This window comes from Paralcaligenes sp. KSB-10 (genome assembly GCF_021266465.1).
Taxonomy (GTDB): domain Bacteria; phylum Pseudomonadota; class Gammaproteobacteria; order Burkholderiales; family Burkholderiaceae_B.
Map to the genome: position 1 here is coordinate 3,009,688 of NZ_CP089848.1, position 22,959 is coordinate 3,032,646.

The window sequence follows — 22,959 nt, forward strand, 5'->3', positions numbered from 1 at the left end:
TTAAATCAGATTAAATGATTGATGCCCGCCAACTCCGTTATTTCACAGCAGTCGTCGAAGAATTGCATTTCTCCAAAGCGGCAGATCGTCTCAACGTGGCTCAGTCCGCGCTGAGCGCTCAGATTCAACGCCTGGAACAGCAACTGGGCGTCCGCTTGCTGAATCGCAACAAGCGCCAGCCGGTCACCCTGACCGATGCAGGCAAGCTATTCCATGCCGAAGCGGTGGCAGCCTTGCGGCATATCGATCGTGCGGATCAAATCGGACGGCTCGCGGCCAGAGGGCTTGCGGGCATCATACGTATCGGCTTCGTCGCATCGGGCGCCAGTAGCGGTGTGCTGTCCGATTTGCTGCGTCAGTTTCGCCTGTCGCATGCCAATGTGCGAATCGAAATAATCGCCATGGAAACACCGCGCCAATACGAGGCGCTCAACAATGGTGAAATCGATATCGGCATCGTAAGGCCCCGGCGGCAATACCCGCCGGGCTTGGCGGTAACCATTGTGCAGACTGAGCGTCTCTTGATCGCCATGGCCAAGAACCACCCATTGGCCGCCCGGTCCCGGCTGCTCGCTGGAGACCTGAAGGACGAGTCGTTCATCTCGCCCCAGTTCGACGAGAACGAGGGATTCAGCGAGGTGTTGTCAGCACTGGGGGCGGCAGGAGGTTTCACCGCTTTTCTCGACTATCGCGTGCACGATTTCATTTCCGCAATCAGCCTCGCATCCGCTGGCTACGGGGTTGTCGTCGTGCCGGAATCGATGCACCATTTTTCACAATCCGGCATCTGTTATCGAGCCGTCGCGGACTTCAACCTTCCGGTTCATCTGGCCATTGCGTCCAGGCGCCGGGAACCCTCCCCCGCCGTCCGTGCCTTCGTGAACGTGGCCAGTCAAAAATCCGTGACGGCCTGACCCGCGGCGCACACGCCACGCCCGGGCAGGAGCTGGCTACGCCGCTTTATGGGCACGTGCACGCCGGCTTGGCTCCGGTTTTGGATCGAGCGCCTGAATGGCAGCCTCTCTTGCCTCGTCCAGGCGCAAGGACGCAAGAGAAATGAGCTGTTTGACGTCGCGCTTGGTTGCGGCCATTTGCAGCTTACGCCAGGCCTGGTACGACGTCTTGATCGCATGCGGCGAAGCCACGAATCCCAGCCGGACATAACGCATAGTCCGCAAAGAAATGGAATGCAGGACATCGACCAGGAGCCGATTGCGGCACAGGCTGACCGTCGCAAAATTCAGAAGGAAGCTTTCCACGGCATAGGCGTCCGCCGACTCATTGGCCGCTTTCGCCAGCTTGGGTACATGGTCGGTCAGCAATGCCTCGAGTTCGGCCGGGCTTTCACGCGCCACCTCTTCGAGCATGGTGACGTAAAGGACACTGCGCACGCGAAAGATATCGCGAAGCTCATTCTCGTCGGGCGCCGTGACGATTGCGCCACGCCGAGGCTGAAACTCGATGAGGCGGTCGCGCTCCAGTATGCGCATCGCCTCGCGCACGGGGGCCCGACTCACTCGCAGCACTTCGCTGATGTCTTTCTCCAGCAAGCGTTGCCCCGCTTTCACCAAGTCGAGCGTGATGACGCCCGCCAGCCGGACAGCAATCTGCTCGGCAATCGGCGCCGAGGCGTACGCCCATTCCTGGCCACGCAGCACCGCCCGCTCGACAGCCAGCATCAATGAGTTTCTGGGCGTAAGGAGCGTGGAAAGGTCAGGAATGTTCTGCGTTTTATGTCGAGCCATGGCGTAGCATGAAGTCCATTTTTTTCGAGCTTCACAATTCGAAATTACACGGTCCGAAGTTACCGTCACGAAAAAAAATAGGGCACACCATCAGTAAGGAATATCCCCTTCAATTCCGGCGCGTTCCATCTTGCGAGGAGCCGGCCAATAATCCATGACCGCGTAATGCTGAGTCGAGCGGTTGTCCCAGATGGCAACACTGTTGGGCTTCCAGCGGAAACGGACCTGATACTCGGGAATCGATGCCTGGCTCTGCAGATAGTTTAGCAGGAGGCTGGCTCCGGGCGTCTTGTCCAGGCCATAGCGCACGTTCTCGGCCGTATGGTAGTTGACGAAATGCGTCGTGAAGCTGGCGACACTGAGGATTTTCTCGCCAGTCTCCGGGTGTGTGCGCACCACGGGGTGCTCCGCCTCGGGATGCTGTGCCGCGAGCTTGCGGCGCTCTTCAATATCCATTGCCGCACCAAACGAGTGCTCGATGCTGCTTTTCGCTCTCAATCCGTCGATGCGCTTTTTGATGTCGTCAGGCAATTGCTTGTAAGCCTCGACCATGTTGACCCATATGGTGTCGCCGCCGACTTCGGGACACTCGACACAGCGCAACACGGCACCCATGGACGGTTTCGGCCGCCAAAGTCCATCGGTGTGGTAGTTGTTTTCGTAGGGATTTTTTGCTTCCGACCGATAGATCCGCACCAGGCCGGGATGCTCTGGATCGCTTCCCGCAACCGGATGCTCTTCCAGCTCTCCGAAACGCCGCGCAAAGGCGACATGTTCCGCCCGCGTTATGTCCTGATCCCGGAAAAAAAGGACGCGGTGCTTGAGCAACAACGCTTTGATTTCTTCAAAGAGCGAGGCATCGCGGGATGCATCGCCCAAGCTCACGCCCGACACCTCGGCACCAATGCAGGCAGTCAGCCGATCCACTTTCATCATGATTGATATCTCCTAGTACTTGCCAGGCAATTCACCTAGCTGCCACGCACTACGTCACGTACCACAGGCCTGCGACGCGTCGTCGTTCCTTTAAGTGTTTGAGTACAATATCAAATTATTTTATTAATGTCGACATAAATATATTATACTTGGCCACGCCAGCCGGATCGGCGGTATGCCAGAGCCTGCTGGCGCGACCTGCCCAGCCAGTGCGAAACTTCTTTTGGCGTAAACAGCCCGCGGGCACGCAAAGTCATGATTTGCAAACCCCATGGCATGTAAAGCAAAGCGCAACATCGGGCCAAGTCAAATGATGTAATAGTCACTGGACGCACTGGCATTGCTGGATAAGCAGACACAATTCCAGCCGCGACCGGCGCAACCAAAGAACCGGCAGACAGCAAGCAATTTGCATTATCTTTTACAGTACGGGAGACAACATGACGACAGTAGTTAAATTCCATGAAACCGGCGGACCCGAGGTGCTGCGTTTTGAGAAGGTTGACGTGGGGGCGCCCGGACCAGGAGAGGTACGCCTCCGCCACGTAGCCGTCGGTTTGAACTTCGCCGACACTTATTTTCGCAAGGGCACTTACCCCGTTCCGCTGCCCAGCGGCATCGGCAACGAGGCGTCTGGTGTGATCGAAGCCGTCGGTCCCGGCGTGACCCATCTGGCGGTCGGCGATCGTGTGACCTATACGGGCTTCGTCAACACACTGGGCGCTTACAGCACCGACCGGCTGATTACCGCTGACCCGCTGATCAAATTGCCCGAGGCCATCAGTTGCGAAACCGCTGCGGCGATGACCATGCGCGGCTTGTCCGCCGCCTATTTGTGCCGAAAGATCTACCCGTTCCAACCCGGCGAAACCATATTGCTGCATGCCGCAGCCGGTGGCGTGGGCCTTATTGTGTGCCAATGGGCCAAGCTTCTGGGGCTGAATGTGATCGGAACCGTCTCTACCGAGGCCAAGGCTGAATTGGCGCGCGCCCACGGTTGCGACCATATCATTTACTACACCCGTGAAGACGTCGCCAAGCGCGTGCGTGAAATCACCGACGGTGTGGGTGTTTCAGTGGTGTTCGACAGCGTGGGCAAAGACACTTTCATGGCTTCGCTGGATTCACTCAAGCGCCGCGGCCTGCTGGTGTGCGTGGGCACCGCCTCCGGGAAAATCCCGCCATTTGATCCCGCAATTCTCGCACGCAAAGGCTCTGCTTACATTACCCGTCCCGGCCTGGCCGACTACATTGCCGATCCGGAAGAAAAGGCGCAATTGGTCGATGAGCTGTTCGGCCATGTGGCAACAGGCCGCATCCGCATCGAAATCAATCAAAAGTACGCCTTGCGGGACGCGGTGCAGGCGCACAAGGATCTGGAAGCCCGAAAGACCACGGGCTCCTCGATTTTTGTGATTTGAATGTCGCCCTTTCCGGCAAACGGAGGCCCGTTGTACTGGCGTCACACGGCGCCGCAGCCGAATTGCGCACGATGAGTAATCGGTAAGGATGCCGACCCTGGCGAGAGCCGGGCCGTTACTAATTGATCTTCAATTGAGGCATTTTCTCGACCACCTTCTGCCAGTGCGCGAGGTCCGTCTTCATGAGCGAGGAGAACTGATCGGCCGTCGTCGCCTCCGGCTCGATGCCTGCGGTTGCCAGCTTGTTGCGGATTTCCGGCAGCTTGAGCGCATCGTTGATGTGTTTGTTGAGGACCGCCACGACGGCCGGGACACCGGCGCGATAGGGCACGCCCAGCATGTCGATGCCGGCCGCGCCGACGTCTTACGCGTCGGCGATCAGCAGCGCAGTCTTCGCTTGCTCGCAAAGCGTGAGCAGCGGCCCGCTCAGTTGCTTCTCCGTCGCCGCGATACCGGCCGTGGTCCTGACGCTGACGTTCAGAACGTAGATGGGTCGCCCCGGCAGGACAAGCGGCGCGGCAATAGCGACGACTTCCGGCTGCCACGAGGCTGCACAGCAGCCTTTCGCATTGACGTCGCGCTTGGCGGCATCCATTTCTTCACGCAGGCAGTGCCAGCCAGCGGAGTGCCGCTGCCGAAACTGTACAAGCAGCGCGCTGCGCTGCGCATCATCCACCACCGCAAGATGAGCCCTGCCAAGCGAAGTGAGTTCCATGGGCACACGCTGGCCGGCTACTACATTGCGCAGCGCCAACTTGCGGTTGTAGCGAAACGATTCCAGATAGACCATCTCATCGCGATCTGCGGTTGCCAGCCCCACGTTGATGCGCATCTTCTCGGCCAACGCCCGCATTAACGGAGCGACCACACCCAGCACGGGTGACCCCGTGCGCATCGCATGCGCGAGGCTCAACACCAGCGCGGCCAGCCGATAGGCACGCCGGCCCCGCTCGTACTCCAACAGCCCGCATTCAACCAGCGTCTGCGTCAGGCGACTGACAGTGGCGCGCGAAAGCTGAGTGCGCTCCGCGATCTCCCCATTGCCGAGCAGATCCACACCCGGCTGGAACGCGCGAAGAATCTCCACGCCGCGCACCAGGGAACGGTTCAGTACCGGGTTTTCGTGGTGCTGCCGGCGTGGCATCTGAGGAGGGGTGGAGACCATGGCGCAGTTTAGCAAAATTTCCATCCACTGGAATTTGAGGGATGCATATTGTGGCCCTGGGACGACCTAAGCTCGATTTGTCGTCGCGCAGGAGCCACGCAAAGTCCTGGTCGCCGTGATGCTCGCCATGGCGGAGGTCGGTGAGATCGAGATCAGCGGTATCAGCACCCTGCACAACCCCATCGAGCCGAATGGCCGGTTCCTGCTGTGCGCGAGGCAGAAGAGCACCAGATCGCCGTCTTTGCCAGTCACCCTGCCACCGGCAGCCTCGCCCTGATGGGGCGTTATGCTGTGGGCGAGCAGCCAAGCTGGATTGAGATCGTTCCGGCTCCTGCGAAAGGGCCGGCACGGCATTCGTCGAACTGAAGGCCAGCACTCTGGCCATTTACCCATCCCTCATCGGCCGCGCCTGTGGCGCGGAATGTGTGACGCATGCCGACCATCACTGCAGTGACATCGCTGCCCAAGCCATTGCCAAAGATAGCGCGCTGGCCCGTACCCAGCAGGCATCTTGGCTAGTTATGAATTCCCAGCTCCTTGATCATGGCTGACCAGCGGTCCGATTCGCCGTCGATAAACGCTTGGCATTCCTGCGGCGTTGTATTCATGACCTGCGCACCTTGGAAATGCAAACTTTTGAGCACTTCTGGGTCTTTCAACGCAGCATTCAATGCCTTGTTGACCTTGGTCAGCATTTCCGGCGGAGTGCCTTTGGGCGCCATCACGGCCTGCCATGCTTGAGCATTGAAGCCCGCAAGCTTCGGAATCGATTCGCTTAGGGTTGGCACGTCGGGCAGTACCTCGGAGCGTTTGGTCGATGTAACGGCCAAGGCCTTAAGATCTCCGCTTTGTATAAATGGAAGTGCGCTATTGAAGGAGCCGGAATACATAAAGTTGGTGTCGCCTGACATCAGGCCAGTAAGGGCGGGGCCGTTACCTTTGTAGGGAACCGCTTCAAATTTCAGGTTTAGCTTACTAGCGATGTCGAGTGCGGCAAGCTGGTCGATCGTTCCGTTGCCTGAATTCCCTGCAAAATATTTTCCCGGATTGTCCCGCATCAGTTTATAGAACTCCGGTGCCGTATTGGCCTTAACTTTTTTTGGCACTAGCAGAATGAGTGGCACAGCCGACGAGCACCCAACTGCGGCAAAGGCCGTCTTGGGCGCCAGGTTCTGCTTGTCATATAGGAAAGGTGCAATGGTTATGGCCACACTGGCAAACATCAATGTATAGCCATCTGGCTTAGCAGTGGCAACTGCTTGCGCCGCAATATTGCCCCCTGCGCCAGGTTTATTTTCGATTACCATCGGTACGCCAAGCTCTTCAGATATTTTTTTGAAGAGAACACGGCCAAGAGAGTCTGTAGGTCCTCCGGGCGCAAACCCGATCACAACATTGATTGGTTTGTCGGGATAACTGCTGGACGCGAATGATGAAATGGGCCCGATAGCCAGACCGGCGGCCGCTGCGGCCAGAATTGTTAGTTTTAACATTGTCTACTCCAGTTATAGATTTTTACTGACTCAGCTTAGTGGTTGAAGGAAAAACGCTCTGTCTCTACGGCATTAAAGCCAACACGTTTCATGTGCCCCAGTAGGAGCAGGCGGAAGCGCCCATTGTGCTTGAGTGCGGGAGAACTGGGCCACGGGGGGCAGTTGTTCAAGAATGCCGAATGGCGTTGACCTGGACTGCAGTAAAGGCGATAAAGTCGTCAGAGCCCGAACCTTACTGCCCAGCTCATCCTGCAAGACCAGGCCCAAGTCCTGCACCCACATTGATGTGCGCGTAAGCGCCACCTTGACGTGGTAGCTACCGCCTTCTTCTGCCCGCCGCATCATTGCTAACATGGCGCCCATCGCGCCTAGATAACCGGTGAGGTAGTCATTGAGAAGCTGAGTAGGTACCAGCCGTGGCCGTCCCGGAGCTTCAGTCAAGGCAATTCCACTCGCGGCTTGTCCAAGTTGCTCGAATCCGCCGCGCAACGCCCATGAACCCTGGTCTCCAAAAGCACTGACCGATACATAGATGATGCCTGGACGTATGGCAGCCGCTTCTTCGGCGCCAAAGCCTCTGTTCTTCAGACTGTGGGTTCGCCAGGACTGAACCATGACATCCGCCCCGGCGATCAGGCCTTGCATCTTTTGCTGATCCCTTTCTTGATCCAAGTCGATGAAGCCGGACCTTTTCCCAATATTGGTGTCTACAGTTTGTCGAAAAGCATCCTGCATCAGCGGGGGCGAAACACGCAACACGTCAGCGCCGTGTTCGGCCAGACTACGAGCCACGACAGGTCCCGCAATCACGTGTCCCATATCCAGCACGCGGACTCGGTCCAGCGGCCTGTTCTGACCGGCGGGAAACTCGGGCGCGCTATCTGCGATTTTTTCGATCTGTACGACCGGGACTTGCGACAAAAATCGACCTTGCTCATGCGATCTCCACTCATCCGGCGACCTTGCATAGACACCGGGCAGTTTGCGCTGTGCAAAGGCCTGTTCGAGCTCGTCCGCCTGCCGTGCACCTATGGCCGCTGCCAAGGCGTCGACCGTATTGGCGCAATGCAGCGTATCCAGGACGCCGTCCCGCAGGTGAGGATAGGATCCGACAGGATAAAACCAACGGTCATCCGCAGTCTGGTAAAAACCAGCTTTCAGCTCTGTAAAAAGGGAGGCGGCTGAAATGGAGTAGCCATTTTGCCGCTGGAACTGTCCAGGATTCAATGCACAGGTAGCCTGCAAGCAGTCGATAGCAATGGTTTGACGCTGCCCTTTAGCCATATGCCACCATTTTTCTACAGCCAACGCGTAGGCGCCTATTGCGCTGGCAGCTGCGACGGTCAGCTTGTGCCGCGTATCCATAGTCGGCGCTACGCCGAGCAAGCGCACTCTTTGGCCCACACTGGCAGCCATTTGAGTATCGGAACCTAGCAATGCCGTAATGGCCTGCACCACCTCATCAGTCAGTTCGCTTCCGGCTAACATGCACTCTCCTCCGATAGAATTGTTTGAATACTCACCACCGTATCCAGAGATTGCCAGGCGGCATGGTATTCGTGCTCTAAACGCTCAACGATATGAGACACGGAGGATATGGCGTCGATGCTGCCTACGCCGTGCCCCGCCCCCCAGATGTCGCGCCAAGGCTTGCGTTCTTTACCAAAAGTTGGCGTACCGGCTGCCGATATCTGCAGTTCAGAAGGATCCAGGCCGGCGGCCACGATGCTCGGAACCAGATAATTGCCAGGAATACCGGTAAAAAATGGCGTGTAAAGAATGTCGCTTGCGTTTGCGTCGACTAGCATCCGCTTGTAGGCGGCATCCGCGTTGGCTTCGTCGCTTGCGATGAAGCGCGTTCCCATGTACGCAAAATCAGCACCCATGGCCTGTGCAGCCAGGATGTCCTGCCCGCGCGTGATGGAGCCCGACAGCGCCACCGGACCGTCGAAGATTTGCCTTATCTCGGCCAGGAGCGCAAATGGACTGAGGGTGCCAGCGTGCCCGCCGGCACCCGCGCAGACCAAAATCAAACCATCCACGCCAGCGTCCAGCGCCTTGCGCGCATGGCGCAAGGTCGTGACGTCATGAAAGACGATGCCTCCCCAGTCATGCACTTGTTCGACGACGCGGTTAGGTGCACGCAGGCTGGTGATGATGAGTGGAACCTTGTGTTCGGCACAGACAGCCATGTCATCCATCAAGCGGTCATTAGACTGATGCACGATCTGATTCACCGCATAGGGCGCTACAACCCTGGTCGGGTCGCTCTTCTTCAGTTCGTCCAGGGCGGTATCGATCTGCGTCAGCCACTCGTCCAACTTGCTTTGCGGGCGTGCATTCAGCGCGGGTACCGAGCCGATAATGCCACTGGCACACTGCGCAATGGCCATCAACGGGTTGGACACAATAAACATGGGGGCAGAAATTACAGGTAGCTTCATTTTCCGACGGAGCGAAGTAATCAATGCATGCACCATACTGCCTCCTCATTGAGAGCTTTATCGTCGACCACCCAGTGCCGAGGCACGCGCTTATCGTTCAATAGTCGCGACATGCTGCCCCTCGGATACGACATCGCCCTGGGAAACCAATACTTCAACCACTGTGCCTGAATCCATTGACGTGATGGGAATTTCCATCTTCATTGACTCGACGATCAAGATGACATCGTCATCGCCCACAGCTTGGCCCACTTGGGCCTCGACCTTCCAGACGGTACCGGTAACCTCACTGATAACTTCAAATCGTGACATGTGCCTGCTCTCCTGTTTGCGATGCCGGACAAATCCCGACCGGTTTTTTCCATGATGTTTTCTTCAGCTCCTCGACGAGCCCGGTATGCACGGCGCCCGCGCGAAATTGTGGGCTGTCGATTACATGGCGCAGAAACGGTATATTGCTTTTCACGCCGTCGACGACCGTCTCGTTCAGAGATCTAATCATGAGTTCAATGGCGGCATCGCGGGTGTCGCCATGCACGATCAGCTTGGCGATCATGGAGTCGTAGTAGGGGGTAATGGTGCTACCAACGGAAAAGCCTGTTTCTACGCGAACGCCTGCATTTGTGGGAAATGCCAGCGCTCGCAACGTGCCGGTCGATGGTAAAAAGGTATAGGGGTCTTCGGCGCAGATGCGGGCTTCGATCGTGTGGCCTTTCTGGCTGACACCATCTCGCAACAAACTTTCCAAAGACTCACCAAATGCCAAGGCGACTTGTGCTTTGACGATATCGATACCGGTGGTTTCTTCTGTGACGGCATGTTCCACCTGCAGACGAGTATTCATCTCTAGAAAGTTAAAGCCGGTATCAGGCTCGTACAAAGTTTCGACCGTTCCAATGTTGTCGTAGCCCATACGGGAGAAGATGCCCGCCAGCAGATTACCGTACCGGCTGACACGCTCACGCGATATGCCAGGTGCTGGCGACTCTTCGATAATTTTCTGGTGGCGCCTCTGGATCGAGCAATCGCGCTCATACAAGTGGCACACGTTGCCGTGGCGATCGCCAAGGATTTGAAATTCGATATGCCGAGGCTTCTCGAGATACCGCTCGAGATAGATCTCGCTACTGCCAAAACTGCGGTTGGCCAGCGATTTTGCGCGTGTGCAGGCCTGCAGCAACTCCGCCGGGTTGTCGGCACGAAACATCCCTATGCCACCCCCTCCTGATGCTGGCTTCACCATGATGGGGAAGCCGATAGCTTCAGCGGCAGTAGTCAGTTCATTCAGCCCCGAGCTCAGCAGTGAAGAACTGGATAATGACGGCAAACCATGACTGATCATGTAGTCACGGGCACGGGTCTTGTGGCCCATACGTCTGATCCATGCTTCACTGGGGCCGATGAAGCGTGCTCCGGCCTCGGTCACGCGTCTGGCGAAATCCGGATTTTCTGCTAGAAAACCGTAGCCCGGATGCAACCCATCAGCGCCCAATCGCTGGATAACATTGATCAAGGCTTCTTGATCCAGATAGCTGGCCGCCGGCGGCGGAGCTCCGATACACCACGCCTCATCGGCCTGTGCCAGATAAGGCAAAGATGCATCGGCTTCGGAATATACCGCCACCGTCTTGATACCCATTTCGTGCAGCGCGCGCAATAGACGGGAGGCGATCGCGCCTCTATTCGCAATTACAACTTTCTTGAACATGACTCCGCCTCTATTAGGGCCCAGGCATCCTCAACCCAGTCGCACAACAACTCCCGGGTCTCACGAGGATCAATGATGTCCAGGATGCCTAGTTTTTCTGCTGTGCGAAATGGAGACGCAATGCGATGATAATAGGCCTCTAGTCGCGCCTGCTCTTCTGCAGGATCATCGGCGGCTGCAATCTCGCTGCGGTGCGCGGCGGCTACACCGCCTTCGATGGGAATTGACCCCCATCGGGCAGAAGGCCACGCAAAGCGATGATTCAGCTTCGGAAAATACTTGGGCGCATGTAAGCCGCCGGCCATGCCGAAAGCGCGTCGCAAAATAATGGAGACCCATGGTACCGTGCTGTTCTCGATCGTGGTCAGTACACGCAAAGCACCCAGCAAAGTTCCGCTGAGTTCCGCGTCCGGCCCTGTGGCGTTACCTGGCTGATCAACGAGATTGACGACTGGTAAATGAAACACCTCGCACAACTTCACATGGCGCTCGATTTTCCAGGAAGCGCCCAAGGTCATAGCGCCGCCGGCCACCTTAGGGTCATTGCACAGCACACCCACGGGATAGCCGTCGAGTCGGGCCAGCGCTGTAATCGTCGAGCCCCCCTGGTGGCGTCCGATTTCGAAAATGGAGTCCTTATCAAAAACCGAGCGCATGATCTTGCGCGGATCAAAGATCTTGCGTCTGTCTCTAGGTATGGCGTTCTTTAACCATTCGTCCGCCCGCGAAGCTGGGTCATTATTAGTGACCCGCCTTGCCAGCCGAGATGCGTTTGATGGCAAGTACGACAGAAACCGCCTAACCTGTTCGAATGCATCTTCTTCGCTTTCTGCTTCGTTATATACCAGCGCGCTGCGACGGTGCACGGCGTAGCCGCCCAACGCGTTCTTATCGATCTCGATACCATAAGCCTGTTTAACGACTGGGGGGCCGGCCGCGAACACTTGAGCCTGATCACGCACCATGACAGAAAAATGCGACATCAGTACCTTGATTGCACCCAGTCCCGCGCATGCGCCCAACGCTACACCAACCACAGGCACTTTAGCCATCAAAGGAACCACCGGCCAGTGTGCATAGCCAGGAATTTTGCTACTTCCTTGTAACTCGAGTAGTTTGACGCTGCCGCCTGCCGTATCGACCAGCCTGATCAGAGGAAGCCCGAAATCCAGCGCCATTCTTTCGGCATACACCCATTTGTCAGACAAAGTGCTTTCGGACGATCCGCCTCGCAGCGTAAAATCGTCGGCCGAGATGACCGCCTTTGTTGCGTTAATTCGACCCGTTCCGATTACAGCGTTGACGGGGCTCAAGCGATTCAAGAAACCTGCCTCGTCGTAACTCCCTTTCCCTGTAATCCGTCCCAGTTCCCGGAAGGTGCCGGGATCCACTAGCGTGTCGATCCGTTCGCGCACGTTCAGACGTCCTCGAGCCTTGTGCTTTGCCAAAGCTTCCTTGCCCCCCATGGCAGCAGCCTGTTCACGCCGCAGTTTAAGTTCTTGCAGCTCAGCGGCCCATTCGTCTGTAACCGCTGCCGTGCTGTGGTCTTTCATACGGCGCCTTTCAGTGTCGTGGTTGCTTCGGTCGCCGGCGTCTTGACGGGTGCATATGTAACTATCTTTCGAGCCTTCAGATCTTCTATGCGCTCAGCATCCATGCCAAGACTGCGGAGGATCTGCTCAGAATCAGCGCCGATATCGGGCCCTGAATGTCTGATGGATCCGGGCGTCCGCGAAAGCTTAGGCACGATGCCCGCCTGCGTTGTGGACCCAAGCTGCGCATGCGGTACCTTTACCAGCATGTTCCTAGCCTCGAAGTGAGGATCTGCATAGATGTCGGCAATGGTATAGATGCGCGAAGCCGGGATCGACTGCGCAATCAGTTGACGCTCGAGTTCCTTGCTATTCTGCCGCTGGGTCCAGGCCGCAATGATTTCGTCCAGGGACTTCATGTTCGGCGCCTGACCTCTTGCGCGGATGGTGCTGAAGCGCGGATCGAGCATCAGCTCGGGCTGCTTCATCAGATCAACGAGCCTCCGAAAAATGATGTTGCTATTGGCGGCGATAAGAATCCATTGCCCATCTGCAGTTGGATAAAGGCTGTTGGGTGCCATGGTCGGCAAGTTGGGGCCTACCCGCTTAGGAACGAAACCCAGCTTTTCGAACGCTGGCACGTACGGCTCCATTTGAGTAAACGAGGTCTCGTACAGTGCGGCGTCGATCACTTGGCCTAGGCCTGTACGGCCGCGCTCGAGTATAGCCATGACCGCGCCGAAGGCGGCGTACACCGACGTCAGGTAATCTGTTGTCGCCAGCGCAACCCGAGCTGGCGGACGGTCCGGATCACCCGTCATGTACCGCACGCCTCCAACCGCTTCACAGATGGCGCCATAGCCGGGCCGAGCGGCATAGGGCCCGTCCTGACCGTACCCACTTATGCGCACCATGACGAGTCCTGGGTTTTCGGCGGACAGTTCCGGATAGCCCAGCCCCAGGCGCTCCATGACACCTGGCCGATTGTTTTCGACCAGAATGTCAGCGCGCCTAATCAGCGCCCGCGCAATCTCCAGTCCCTCTTCCGATTTCAAGTCGAGCGCGATCGACTGCTTGCCTCGTAGAATCGTCGCGGCATAAAGGGAGACGTCGCCGACATGCTTACCCATTTGACGAATACCATCGCCTTGCGGAGGCTCTATCTTGATGACGTCGGCACCGAAATCCGCCAGTAACCGAGTACAAGCAGGCCCCGCTATCGTCGAACATATTTCGATGACTTTGAGCCCTGCCAACGGGCCAGCGCCCGCGGCGGGTGTTATTGATTCGTCAGGTCTATTCATGCGTCGGAAATGATTCAGAAGAAGATTCAGAGAGGCGGCGCACGATCTCTTGCGCGGAACGTTCTATCCGTTCGCGAGCAATTGCGATGTATGCGGCGGAATCACCACGCTGTAGCGCGATCAAGCCACTGCGCCAGAGCTTCGCCGACGCTTGCCGCCGAGCTTTGGACTGGAATCCGATGGAGGAATAGCGCAACGTTTGCAGCGAGATTGAAGTGAGCATGTGGGCCAACCGCCGGTTATTGCAATTGCGCACAGCCAATATGGAAAGACGATAAGAAGTTTGGGCGAAAAGGCCACGATCATCGTCCAGCGCGGCAAGCTCTTCGAGCTTTTGCACGCCCGCCTCCAGCATAGCCATGAAATCCTCAGTGTGGTGTTCGGCGATCTTTCGCGCGACGATTTCAAAGAGGCCCGCCCGAATTTCGAACACCTCTTTCACTTCTTCGACCGTAAGGTTAGTGATCACCGCGCCGCGCCGTGGGTACATGGTGACCATTCCTTCACGCTCAAGTATGCGGATGGCGTCGCGGACCGGGCCACGGCTTACTTGGAATTTGTCGGCAAGCGTTTGCTCGTTCAATGGCGCACCCGCCTCGAGCCGTCCTTTGATGACGTCATCGCCAATTTGCGCGGCGATCTGCTCGGGCACGGTTAGCGTTGGCATTGCCCGATCAGAAAACAAGCGGAATACCACCGCATTCTCTAGCTCGGACATCAGCTTGCCGCTACTTTCGGCGAGCCTTGATTTAAGCACTTGTGTGTTCATGAGGAGAATTCTATATCATGATTGAAAACAATGCAATTGTTAACAATTATACGGAGCTCATCTACATCAACGATAGCGACCTCAGTCATTCGTATTTATTTCTGAATTGACAACCGATGAGTTGACCCGAAGGCGTCGTAGACGAAATTCACACTTGCCAGGCCACCCATTCGCCCAGCCTGGCCACCGTGACCCCGGGACGCAATTGACGCAGAGACGGCATGACCAGCACACAATTCGCATAGGGTGTCGTGATTGGTTCGCCGTCACTCCACGCAATGACAGTGCCGGCCTCGGGAAAGGTTTCCAGGCCCGTGTAGGGGCCGGCAAAGCGGAAATCCATACTGGTTGCCACGACCGGATGGGTGACTCGAACGACGCGCCCCGCCGTAGCCGGTTGCGCGGACCAGTCCGCTGGAAGATCATCGGCATCGACGACTCCGGCCAAACTCAGAAAGCGTGCCGTACTGGCCCGGGCGATAGCCACCGAGGCGGCTTCCCAATGCTGGCCGCACTCAACCAATAGTGCGTTCTTTGCGCTGGATGGATCCCCAAAACCCGCGTAATCGCGCATGCGGCGACCTTCAGGATGGCCTTCATCGCAGATAGTGGTCGGCGGGATGCCAAGCTCGCGGGCAAACCGCACTCCTTTCTCGAGGGGGCCGCTGACAATAAGCGGCGCGCTGCGTTCATGCATCGAATGCAGATCAAGCAGGTAATCGACCGTGTCGACGACCGGCCGCAGCATGCGGGCGCGGGCCAGTTCGATGGAGCTGCGCGATGCGTCATCGAGCACGGCAGCCTTCCAGAGGCGATTGAAATCTTCATCCACAAAACGCGACGCATCCGGCTTTGCCCGGTCGAATCGAGCGTAGGCGTCGACGTTGGCGAACGAAAGCGTCAACTTGCCCAGGCGCGGCCGCACGTTCAGATCGAGCAGCGCTTTGACGATAATCGCGCCGCAAACTTCATTGCCATGCGTCAGGGCATTGACCATGACATGCGGCCCTGGCACATTGCTGTCGAAAGTAAAAACATAGGGAATTCCGGTGTTGCCTTGGGCATATATGCCGATATCGGGGAATTCGACTTCCACGGGATAAGCGGTTTGACTGGCGCTAGTCTGATTCTGTGTCGGCATATTCCGGCTCCTTTATTCAATTCCGTCCCACTAGTGTCCGGTTAAAAGTTAAATAAATCCACCCGTATCTATGCACCCGGCCCCGGCGCTCCGCCCTCGAACGACAGGAAATTCTTCAGTTCCGGTGTTTTCGGAGACGAAAAAATCTGCTCGGGAGGTCCTTCCTCATGAATTTTCCCCTCATGCATGAAAACGACGCGATCACTAACCTTCCTGGCAAAATTCATTTCGTGCGTCACGATGATCAGGGTGGAACCTTCGTTGGCCAGGCTCTCGATGACGCGCAATACCTCGCCAACAAGCTCCGGATCCAGCGCGGACGTCATTTCGTCGCACAATATGACGTCCGGATTCATGGCCAACGCGCGCGCAATCGCAACCCGCTGCTGTTGCCCCCCGGACAGTTGATGCGGTGCGCTGTCGAACTTGCCTTCGAGCCCAACGCGAGCAAGCAAAACATCCGCCAGTTTCCGAACTTCCGGCTTGGACAGTTTTCGCACCAGCTTCGGCGCCAGCATGATGTTCTCGCCCGCGCTCATCGTGGGGAACAGATTGAACTGCTGGAATACCATCCCAACCTTCTGGCGCAGTTCCCGCATGGCCCGCACATTGTCGTGCTCCAGCGCCCTGCCCCCAACGGAAAGCTCGCCATGCTGAAAAGTTTCCAGCCCATTAATGCAACGCAACAGTGTGCTCTTGCCGGAACCGCTTCTGCCGATAATGCAAACGACCTCGCTGGGCTTGACGTATAGATCAATCCCCTTGAGCACCTCGACATCGCCAAAGCTTTTATGCAGGTTCGTGATTTCGACCAGATACGCGGATTCTTTCTTCTCATTTTGCATGAGTATCCTCTCAGTATAGGATTTCAGTTTTTCTTTCCAGCCTGCGGGCGTACAGCGAACATGGAAAGCAGATGGCGAAATACAGCAACGCTACGACCCCATAGACAAAAAAGGGCTTGTAGGTCACGTTGGTAATGATTTGCCCCGTGCGGGTCAGCTCGACGAATCCTATGACCGACGCCAGCGCGGTGTTCTTGATGATCTGCACAAGCAAGCCCACCGTGGGGGCAATCGATAGGCGCAAGGCCTGCGGAACAATCACATGTCGAAGCTGTTCATGAAAAGTCAGCGCCAGGCTGGCCGAAGCCTCCCATTGACCCACGGGAATGGATACCACGCAACCATGCCACGTTTCCGTCAAATAGGCGCTGGCATACAGTATCAGACATAGTGTGGCCGCGAACAGGGGGGTGGTCGGCATGCCAAACAAGGCCATGCCGAAATAGGTGAGGAAAAGCTGCATCAGAAGCGGTGTGCCTTGAAACAGTTGCACATACCAGACGATGACGCGCCCCAATGATTTAGGCTTCATGACCCTTAACACCAGCAACAAAAGCCCCAGCGCCCCGCCGCCGATAAACGCGATAGCTGACAGGATGAGTGTCCAGGGCAGCGACATCAGCAGGTTCCGGAACACATCCCATGTGGAAAAATTGCTCATCTGATGCTCCCGGGGTTTTGGCGGCCGAATATGCAACGAGGGCCAAGCCACTTGAGGAATCCACGCAGCGTAATGGCTAGTAAAAGATAAAGCACCGTCGCCACCACGTAGGGCTGAAATGTTTCGAAAGTTCTACCGGCAATAAAACTGGCCGCATACGAGAGCTCTACGGCCGATATCTGGCTGCACAAGGACGATGCAAGCAGCATGATGACGAGCTGACTGATCAAACCCGGCCAGACGCGAGCCAATGCGGGAGGAATCACCACGCGGGTGAACACCTGCCAGCGATCGAGCGCCAACGACTCGGCTGCTTCAATCTGCCCGCGCGGTGTCGCCTCGATGCCGGCCCGGACGATTTCACAGGCATAGGCGGTAAGATTGAGCGTCAAGGCAACCACGCTGGCGATGATGCTGTTCATCGTCAAGCCGATCGAAGGAAGACCGAAGAAAATAAAAAATATCTGCACCAGAAACGGCGTATTGCGGAAAAGCTCCACATAGCACGCAACCCCGATGCGAAGCCAGCCGGTGGCATGAATTCGACACCAGGCACAGGCAGTGCCAAGCAATGTGCCCAGAAAACACGAGACAACAGTCAGCGCCACGGTCAGCCCAAGACCGCCCAGAAACAACGACCAAGCCTGCAACACATTCGAGAAGTTTAAAGTAGACATATCGATTCTTCAGGACATGGGCGCGAAAGCACCGGGTTTATGTCAATACGCCAAAATCGGCGTCACGAAAAATATCCCGCAGCAACATCGGGCCGTCCAGCTGTTTTATGTCGGAGAGCAGTATTCCAGCGCAGCGATCTCCAAGTACAGGCGCCACGCACGCAAGGAATTTATCCGACAATTGCTCCGCCGACAATGGATGAGCCGCGCTGCCGAGGGCTTTGTCGCGAAACGCTTCGAAAATGGACCCGTCTCGCATCTGGATGCGGACTTCAGCCCCCTCCGGCGCGGACCGGTGCATATCCGGACTGTCCCACATCGGACCGGACATCATGGTTATGCGGGCCATGAGGGCGTGTAGCGCCTGATCCTCAAGGGTTTCATCATTAAGGAGCGAAAGCGACAATGACTGAAACAGCAGGCTGGAGGCAAGCGCGAAAGGCATGCTGAATTGCGCTTCCCGGGGGGTCCGTGGCGTATCGTACTTCAGGTTGGCGCGAACAATGGATGGAACGTCGCAAACAATACTCTGGATTTCCGAGACGCGCAGATTGTGCATTGCCACTAGCTCCAGGGCAACGTCGACCGCCGCATGCGAGGACAAACAAACAGGAATGCGTTTGATATCGACCCCAGGCGATTCCATATGCCATTTCTCGCCCAGGGCGGCGAAACCGGAATCATCGAACCGGCCCTCGTTGAACAAATTTATGAATCCGTTCCTATCGCTGAACGGATGCTCGGGCCCGCTTGCTCCTCGCGCCGCCAATTCAGCGCACACTATTCCTAGCTCGGATGCGCGACCAGCCATCAGGGCTTTGGCATCGGAGCCGAAGCAAGACTTCATGCCGCTGGCATTGACCACAGCAAGCCCGAGGGCGGCGTGGGTCCTGGCGGCATCAAGACCCAGAAGGCGGGCGGCGGCCATGCTCGACCCGATTGGGCCAAGCACACCGGTCGTCCACCACCCGCGATCATAAAGAACATTCATCGTGGCCGCGCCAACCGCATATTCACATTCCACGCCCACGATGAAAGCAGTGATTGCGTCCGCACCCATGCCATTCATCTTTTGGCCCACAGCCAACGCAGCGGGAGCCACGACAGCCGATCCGTGCACAAACCCAGCATAGCAATTGTCGTCGAAATCCAGCGCATGGGCCGCCGTGCCATTGATAAAAGCGGCGGCTTGAGCCGAAACTTGCTGGTCTGCCCCGAATGCGGTGGACCAGCCTTGCGCGGCACCATCGAGGCAAACCGCCCGTGCAAGGCCGGCGGCACCACTGCGAGCGCCGGCAATAGCCACTCCAATAGTGTCCATCAGACAGGTATTGGCGCGCATGCGGATCCGGGTGGGCATGTCTCGCGGGCTTACCCCAGCCGCCCAATCCGCCAGGCGCCAACTGACGCGTTCGTCATGTGTGCTCACGCCAACCTCCCTCCTACAGTACCGAAACCGAGCCGGGCACCACACCCACGGCCAGAACCCGGCGGCTAAACCCACACGGCGATGTTATTCCGGCAAATTCCCGGCCGGCGCTCCGAGCCATTTCTTTGAAAGGGTATCGATATACCCGTCGTCCTTCGCCTGCTTAATGATCTGATTCACCTTAGCCAACAGCTCAGGCTCCCCCTTGTGCACCCCCACGTAGCACGGGGCATTGGCAAGCACAATTTTTAGTTCCAGATCCAGTTTTGGATTTCTGTGCTTGATGGCTGCGGCAACCGAGGTTCCACTCGCGAACATTTCGGTCTGGCCCGACAGGAACGCCGCCAACGTGGCATTGTTGTCCTCGAAACGCTTGACGACCGCTTTAGGGGCGAACTTCTGCAACTCCACGTCCTGCATCGAACCACGCGTCACGCTGATCACCTTGCCGGACAGATCGCTATATTGTTTGACCTGAGGCGCTTTATGGCCAAAGATTGCATCGAAAAACGGTGAATACGCAATACTGAAATCAATCATTTTTTCGCGCTCCGGTGTCTTGCCCAACGAAGAAATCGTCAGATCGGACTTTTTCGTCTGCAGGTAGGCAATGCGATTGGGCGCGGTAACCGGAATCAACTTAAGCTGTACGCCCAGCTTCTTGGCGATGAGCTTGGCCATGTCTATGTCCATGCCCTTGGGCTCCATGTCCGAGTCGACGAACCCAAATGGAGGGTAATCGGTGGGGACGGCGACCCGAATCGTTTTGCTGGCCACGATGTTCGCGAGAGCATCGCCGGCGGCGGCTGGAGCAGCGTTCAGTAAAACCATGGCGCCAACAATAATTGCAGGCAAATAAGTTTTGAGTTTCATTTTCGTGACCCTTTCAGAAACACTTACCACACAAGGAAGATTACGTTCTACTGCCGGCGGACAGGCCGCATGACTCCATTCCATATGGAATATTCGCTAAAATTTCAGTCCGGAATAACCGCGGTCGCATCGACCTCGACCAGATATTCCGTGCGGGCGAATGCCGTTACCACGATCCCGGTCGAAACCGGGAAAACCCCTTTCAACCAGCGGCCTACGACGCGATACACATCCTCGCGATAGCGCGGGTCGGAAATATATATAGTCAGTTTGCATATATGATCGAGCTTGCTGCCCGCTTCCTTGAGCAGCATGTCGATATTTTTCATCGCTTGTTCAGTCTGACCCGCCGCGTCCCCCACGCATACGCACTCGGACGTATCCAGGTCCTGTCCTATTTGCCCACGAAGATAAACGGTTGCCCCGCGCGCGACCACGGCTTGGGACAAATCGTTATCGATCTGTTGCTCGGGGTATGTGTCACGGGTGTTGAATTTTCGGATGCGTGTATGAGCCATGATGAAATAACCTATTTTCTGTCGGTCTAAAATTCAAAAATTGGATGGGGGCCGGGATAATGTTCCGGCATAACGACCCGCGTGCTACTTCTTATCGAAATAGCCCGCGCGGATAGTGCTGCCGATCAGGTTGACGATCAATCTTCCCGCAGTGACGCAGGTCAGTTTGGTCGGGGTGTCCTTGGCCGGTTGAATTTCGACAATGTCCATGCCCACCACACGGCCTTTCTTCACAAGGCCATGGATCAGCTTGCGCGCCTGAACAAAGGTCACTCCGCCAGGCGCGGGACCGTCGACGGCCGGCATGACGGTCGCATCCATCCCGTCGGCATCAATCGTCAAATAGTAGTTGCCGCCGTCGGGAATGCGCTTCAACACCGCATCCATGCCTATATCGTGCAACTCGTACGCCGTGATCAAATCGGCGCCATACCGCAGGGCATCCTCATAATCGGCCGGCCGGCCGCTACCTTGCGCACGCAGGCCGATCTGGACTATATGCTTGACGAAAGGCAGTTCGGACGCGCGGCGCAATGGGCTCGACAACCCATCGCGCACGCCATTGACCTCGTCACGCCAATCGAGATGGGCGTCCACGTGGACCACGGTCACGGGGCCTACTTCGTCGAAAGCACGCAGCACCGGATTGGTGATGCCATGATCGCCCCCAAGCACAATGGGCAATCCCCCTCCCTTCAATATCTGCCGCACTGCGAGTTCCGCCCGTCGATAGTGATCGCCCGGTTTTCCCAGCACCGGCAGCACGTCCCCGCAGTCGACAAAGCGGATATCGGAACGCCCCTGAAGAAGAGGCCCGTCGATATCGAAATCGTAATGACTGGGATCCCGTACCAGGCGGTCGGTCACATCGCGGATGGCTTGAGGCGCGCGCGATTGGTCATTGGTGAATGCGCGAGGCCCATAAGCGGCGCCGAATGGCATGCCCAGTACAGCAATGTCCGCGACAAGATTCTCCAGGTCCGTAACCAGATCGGAATACAGCAGCGTTTTGTAGCCGCCAGTGTGGGGTGAAACAGTGAGCGCTTCCATGAAAAATGACCTCTCGAACGAATGGTTGGAAAATCTTCCGCGGGATGTTGACACCAGTCGGCCCACGTTGGATGGTCTGATTCTACGAACCATCCTAGGGAATACAAAATGATTCTTTTGCTGATATAGTCTTAATATTTGAAACCTTTTAAGCTTCGAAAATGCTCAAGCTCGATTTCGATGAACGGGATTTACGCTCGCTGCGTGTGTTTTGCCATGTGGCAGAAGCCGGAGGTTTCGCCGCCGCTGAAAAGCGGCTGTCCATGTCGAAGGCATCCATCAGCCGGCACATCCGGCAAGTGGAGGATCGCCTGGGCGTGGTCCTGTGCGAGCGGGGGCCAAGCGGATTCAAGCTGACATCAGAAGGTGTGGTCGCCCTGAACTTAACGCTGAACGCCTTGCAGGCGCTGGAGCGGATTCGCCCCGAGATAGATGCAGCCCACGGAATCCTGTCGGGCCCGCTGACGATCGGAATCGGTGAACATATGCTTACCCATCCTCAATGCAGATTGCCGGAAGCGCTGGCGGTGCTCAAGCAGCGGGCGCCCGATGTGCGGCCGGAAATCATCGTGGCGCCGTTCACCGACCTGGACCGCGCGCTGCGTGAACAGCGCGTCGATATCGCGATTCGCGGAAAGTATCATGAAAACGGGGAGTTCAGTTATCTCCCGCTGTACATCGAGGTTCACCAGGTATATGTGTCGGAGCGGCTCGACAACAAAAAGAAATTTCAGGATCTTCCGCTGGTGTACCGCTCGCATCCCTACGTGGAACAGGCCCTGCGCACCGGCCGCTATATCAAGGGCCCGCACGCGGGTGGACTCGACGCCATCGGTGCCTTGATCGCCACGGGATACTATCAGGGCATTCTGCCCACCCACTACGGTCAGATTCTGGAGAAGCGATTCGTCCTGAAAACACCGCCCCGCAGTCCCTCATTTCAGCACGTCGCGTGCGCCGTCACCCTGGTATCACGCCCGTTGAGCCATCGCGTCAAACTCTTCCTGAACATCCTTGACGAATTGCACGCTTTCGACAATCAGTCAACCAATGCCTGATGGCTCGTGATTAACGGTGCCATCCAGCTCGCGTTCGGTGATGAGCAAAAACGGAAACGCTTCGGAGGTCTGGTTGAGATGTCGGCGCCAGTGCGCCGGTCGCAGGAAGGCTTTTCCCTTGGGATCGTTACGCTCGTAGTCGACACGCGTGGTCGTCTTGCCGGTCAGGAAATCCACGCCCCAGGTTTCG

The 22,959-nt window shown here is 57.0% G+C and carries 24 protein-coding genes; 3 read left to right on the forward strand and 21 right to left on the reverse strand.

Going from position 1 to position 22,959, the window contains the following annotated elements:
- Positions 1–14: 14 nt before the first annotated feature.
- Positions 15–914: a LysR family transcriptional regulator gene (locus LSG25_RS13830; RefSeq protein WP_232741500.1), complete on the forward strand. Its 900-nt coding sequence runs from the start codon at positions 15–17 to the stop codon at positions 912–914.
- 36 nt (positions 915–950) lie between these two features.
- Here LSG25_RS13830 and LSG25_RS13835 read toward each other — a convergent pair whose 3' ends face one another.
- The gene (locus tag LSG25_RS13835; RefSeq protein ID WP_232741501.1) at positions 951–1,745 is read right to left on the reverse strand and encodes a GntR family transcriptional regulator; all 795 of its coding nucleotides are present in this window, start codon (positions 1,743–1,745) and stop codon (positions 951–953) included.
- A 90-nt stretch (positions 1,746–1,835) separates the two neighbouring features.
- Positions 1,836–2,678, reverse strand: a complete 843-nt coding sequence (locus LSG25_RS13840; protein ID WP_232744695.1) for a TauD/TfdA family dioxygenase — start codon at positions 2,676–2,678, stop codon at positions 1,836–1,838.
- 443 nt (positions 2,679–3,121) lie between these two features.
- Here LSG25_RS13840 and LSG25_RS13845 point away from each other — a divergent pair, with 443 nt between their 5' ends.
- On the forward strand, positions 3,122–4,102 hold the full coding sequence (locus LSG25_RS13845; RefSeq protein ID WP_232741502.1) for a quinone oxidoreductase: 981 nt from the start codon (positions 3,122–3,124) through the stop codon (positions 4,100–4,102).
- 118 nt (positions 4,103–4,220) lie between these two features.
- Here LSG25_RS13845 and LSG25_RS13850 read toward each other — a convergent pair whose 3' ends face one another.
- The 18 genes from LSG25_RS13850 to LSG25_RS13935 all read right to left on the reverse strand — a co-directional run bounded on the left by LSG25_RS13850 (position 4,221) and on the right by LSG25_RS13935 (position 21,711).
- The gene (locus tag LSG25_RS13850) at positions 4,221–4,442 is read right to left on the reverse strand and encodes a tripartite tricarboxylate transporter substrate-binding protein (protein WP_232741503.1); all 222 of its coding nucleotides are present in this window, start codon (positions 4,440–4,442) and stop codon (positions 4,221–4,223) included.
- 24 nt (positions 4,443–4,466) lie between these two features.
- A complete protein-coding gene (locus LSG25_RS13855; protein ID WP_232744696.1) occupies positions 4,467–5,246 on the reverse strand; it encodes an IclR family transcriptional regulator in 780 nt (259 codons plus the stop codon).
- 536 nt (positions 5,247–5,782) lie between these two features.
- A complete protein-coding gene (locus tag LSG25_RS13860) occupies positions 5,783–6,760 on the reverse strand; it encodes a tripartite tricarboxylate transporter substrate binding protein (protein WP_232741504.1) in 978 nt (325 codons plus the stop codon).
- Between the two features lie 72 nt (positions 6,761–6,832).
- Complete coding sequence (locus LSG25_RS13865) at positions 6,833–8,125, reverse strand: CoA transferase (protein WP_232741505.1); 1,293 nt, start codon at positions 8,123–8,125, stop codon at positions 6,833–6,835.
- Between the two features lie 116 nt (positions 8,126–8,241).
- Positions 8,242–9,240 (reverse strand): nitronate monooxygenase family protein, encoded by a 999-nt coding sequence (locus LSG25_RS13870; RefSeq protein ID WP_232741506.1) that lies wholly within the window; start codon positions 9,238–9,240, stop codon positions 8,242–8,244.
- Between the two features lie 54 nt (positions 9,241–9,294).
- Entirely contained in the window at positions 9,295–9,516 is a 222-nt protein-coding gene (locus LSG25_RS13875; protein WP_232741507.1) for an acetyl-CoA carboxylase biotin carboxyl carrier protein subunit, read from the reverse strand.
- Complete coding sequence (locus LSG25_RS13880) at positions 9,503–10,912, reverse strand: acetyl/propionyl/methylcrotonyl-CoA carboxylase subunit alpha (protein ID WP_232741508.1); 1,410 nt, start codon at positions 10,910–10,912, stop codon at positions 9,503–9,505. The genes LSG25_RS13875 and LSG25_RS13880 overlap by 14 nt, the downstream gene beginning before the upstream one ends.
- Positions 10,894–12,465, reverse strand: a complete 1,572-nt coding sequence (locus LSG25_RS13885; RefSeq protein WP_232741509.1) for an acyl-CoA carboxylase subunit beta — start codon at positions 12,463–12,465, stop codon at positions 10,894–10,896. Before LSG25_RS13885 ends, LSG25_RS13880 begins: the two co-directional genes overlap by 19 nt.
- Positions 12,462–13,748, reverse strand: a complete 1,287-nt coding sequence (locus LSG25_RS13890; protein WP_232741510.1) for a CaiB/BaiF CoA-transferase family protein — start codon at positions 13,746–13,748, stop codon at positions 12,462–12,464. Before LSG25_RS13890 ends, LSG25_RS13885 begins: the two co-directional genes overlap by 4 nt.
- Positions 13,741–14,517, reverse strand: coding sequence for a GntR family transcriptional regulator (locus LSG25_RS13895; RefSeq protein WP_232741511.1), 777 nt, complete (start codon positions 14,515–14,517; stop codon positions 13,741–13,743). The genes LSG25_RS13890 and LSG25_RS13895 overlap by 8 nt, the downstream gene beginning before the upstream one ends.
- A gap of 148 nt (positions 14,518–14,665) precedes the next feature.
- Complete coding sequence (locus LSG25_RS13900; protein ID WP_232741512.1) at positions 14,666–15,658, reverse strand: M14 family metallopeptidase; 993 nt, start codon at positions 15,656–15,658, stop codon at positions 14,666–14,668.
- Positions 15,659–15,726: 68 nt separating this feature from the next.
- Positions 15,727–16,503: an amino acid ABC transporter ATP-binding protein gene (locus tag LSG25_RS13905; protein WP_305072043.1), complete on the reverse strand. Its 777-nt coding sequence runs from the start codon at positions 16,501–16,503 to the stop codon at positions 15,727–15,729.
- 10 nt (positions 16,504–16,513) lie between these two features.
- Complete coding sequence (locus tag LSG25_RS13910; protein ID WP_232741513.1) at positions 16,514–17,164, reverse strand: amino acid ABC transporter permease; 651 nt, start codon at positions 17,162–17,164, stop codon at positions 16,514–16,516.
- The gene (locus tag LSG25_RS13915) at positions 17,161–17,841 is read right to left on the reverse strand and encodes an amino acid ABC transporter permease (protein ID WP_232741514.1); all 681 of its coding nucleotides are present in this window, start codon (positions 17,839–17,841) and stop codon (positions 17,161–17,163) included. Before LSG25_RS13915 ends, LSG25_RS13910 begins: the two co-directional genes overlap by 4 nt.
- Positions 17,842–17,878: 37 nt before the next feature.
- Positions 17,879–19,270, reverse strand: a complete 1,392-nt coding sequence (locus tag LSG25_RS13920; protein ID WP_232741515.1) for an MmgE/PrpD family protein — start codon at positions 19,268–19,270, stop codon at positions 17,879–17,881.
- A gap of 84 nt (positions 19,271–19,354) precedes the next feature.
- Positions 19,355–20,143 carry a transporter substrate-binding domain-containing protein gene (locus tag LSG25_RS13925; protein ID WP_232744698.1) on the reverse strand — a complete coding sequence of 263 codons (789 nt, stop codon included), beginning with the start codon at positions 20,141–20,143 and terminating at the stop codon, positions 19,355–19,357.
- A 104-nt stretch (positions 20,144–20,247) separates the two neighbouring features.
- On the reverse strand, positions 20,248–20,661 hold the full coding sequence (locus tag LSG25_RS13930; protein WP_232741516.1) for a RidA family protein: 414 nt from the start codon (positions 20,659–20,661) through the stop codon (positions 20,248–20,250).
- 84 nt (positions 20,662–20,745) lie between these two features.
- Complete coding sequence (locus tag LSG25_RS13935) at positions 20,746–21,711, reverse strand: agmatinase (protein WP_232741517.1); 966 nt, start codon at positions 21,709–21,711, stop codon at positions 20,746–20,748.
- Between the two features lie 161 nt (positions 21,712–21,872).
- Between LSG25_RS13935 and LSG25_RS13940 the strand changes: the two genes are divergently transcribed.
- The gene (locus LSG25_RS13940) at positions 21,873–22,769 is read left to right on the forward strand and encodes a LysR family transcriptional regulator (RefSeq protein WP_232741518.1); all 897 of its coding nucleotides are present in this window, start codon (positions 21,873–21,875) and stop codon (positions 22,767–22,769) included.
- Here LSG25_RS13940 and LSG25_RS13945 read toward each other — a convergent pair.
- A complete protein-coding gene (locus LSG25_RS13945) occupies positions 22,755–22,946 on the reverse strand; it encodes a hypothetical protein (protein WP_232741519.1) in 192 nt (63 codons plus the stop codon). The genes LSG25_RS13940 and LSG25_RS13945 overlap by 15 nt on opposite strands.
- Positions 22,947–22,959: the final 13 nt, after the last annotated feature.

What these genes read in the sequence shown, in the direction of transcription:
- LSG25_RS13830 (WP_232741500.1), top strand. Translation starts at nt 15, where the DNA reads ATGATTGATGCCCGCCAACTCCGTTATTTCACAGCAGTCGTCGAAGAA.
- LSG25_RS13835 (WP_232741501.1), bottom strand. Translation starts at nt 1,745, where the DNA reads ATGGCTCGACATAAAACGCAGAACATTCCTGACCTTTCCACGCTCCTT.
- LSG25_RS13840 (WP_232744695.1), bottom strand. Translation starts at nt 2,678, where the DNA reads ATGAAAGTGGATCGGCTGACTGCCTGCATTGGTGCCGAGGTGTCGGGC.
- LSG25_RS13845 (WP_232741502.1), top strand. Translation starts at nt 3,122, where the DNA reads ATGACGACAGTAGTTAAATTCCATGAAACCGGCGGACCCGAGGTGCTG.
- LSG25_RS13850 (WP_232741503.1), bottom strand. Translation starts at nt 4,442, where the DNA reads ATGCTGGGCGTGCCCTATCGCGCCGGTGTCCCGGCCGTCGTGGCGGTC.
- LSG25_RS13855 (WP_232744696.1), bottom strand. Translation starts at nt 5,246, where the DNA reads ATGCCACGCCGGCAGCACCACGAAAACCCGGTACTGAACCGTTCCCTG.
- LSG25_RS13860 (WP_232741504.1), bottom strand. Translation starts at nt 6,760, where the DNA reads ATGTTAAAACTAACAATTCTGGCCGCAGCGGCCGCCGGTCTGGCTATC.
- LSG25_RS13865 (WP_232741505.1), bottom strand. Translation starts at nt 8,125, where the DNA reads ATGGATACGCGGCACAAGCTGACCGTCGCAGCTGCCAGCGCAATAGGC.
- LSG25_RS13870 (WP_232741506.1), bottom strand. Translation starts at nt 9,240, where the DNA reads ATGGTGCATGCATTGATTACTTCGCTCCGTCGGAAAATGAAGCTACCT.
- LSG25_RS13875 (WP_232741507.1), bottom strand. Translation starts at nt 9,516, where the DNA reads ATGTCACGATTTGAAGTTATCAGTGAGGTTACCGGTACCGTCTGGAAG.
- LSG25_RS13880 (WP_232741508.1), bottom strand. Translation starts at nt 10,912, where the DNA reads ATGTTCAAGAAAGTTGTAATTGCGAATAGAGGCGCGATCGCCTCCCGT.
- LSG25_RS13885 (WP_232741509.1), bottom strand. Translation starts at nt 12,465, where the DNA reads ATGAAAGACCACAGCACGGCAGCGGTTACAGACGAATGGGCCGCTGAG.
- LSG25_RS13890 (WP_232741510.1), bottom strand. Translation starts at nt 13,748, where the DNA reads ATGAATAGACCTGACGAATCAATAACACCCGCCGCGGGCGCTGGCCCG.
- LSG25_RS13895 (WP_232741511.1), bottom strand. Translation starts at nt 14,517, where the DNA reads ATGAACACACAAGTGCTTAAATCAAGGCTCGCCGAAAGTAGCGGCAAG.
- LSG25_RS13900 (WP_232741512.1), bottom strand. Translation starts at nt 15,658, where the DNA reads ATGCCGACACAGAATCAGACTAGCGCCAGTCAAACCGCTTATCCCGTG.
- LSG25_RS13905 (WP_305072043.1), bottom strand. Translation starts at nt 16,503, where the DNA reads ATGCAAAATGAGAAGAAAGAATCCGCGTATCTGGTCGAAATCACGAAC.
- LSG25_RS13910 (WP_232741513.1), bottom strand. Translation starts at nt 17,164, where the DNA reads ATGAGCAATTTTTCCACATGGGATGTGTTCCGGAACCTGCTGATGTCG.
- LSG25_RS13915 (WP_232741514.1), bottom strand. Translation starts at nt 17,841, where the DNA reads ATGTCTACTTTAAACTTCTCGAATGTGTTGCAGGCTTGGTCGTTGTTT.
- LSG25_RS13925 (WP_232744698.1), bottom strand. Translation starts at nt 20,143, where the DNA reads ATGAAACTCAAAACTTATTTGCCTGCAATTATTGTTGGCGCCATGGTT.
- LSG25_RS13930 (WP_232741516.1), bottom strand. Translation starts at nt 20,661, where the DNA reads ATGGCTCATACACGCATCCGAAAATTCAACACCCGTGACACATACCCC.
- LSG25_RS13935 (WP_232741517.1), bottom strand. Translation starts at nt 21,711, where the DNA reads ATGGAAGCGCTCACTGTTTCACCCCACACTGGCGGCTACAAAACGCTG.
- LSG25_RS13940 (WP_232741518.1), top strand. Translation starts at nt 21,873, where the DNA reads ATGCTCAAGCTCGATTTCGATGAACGGGATTTACGCTCGCTGCGTGTG.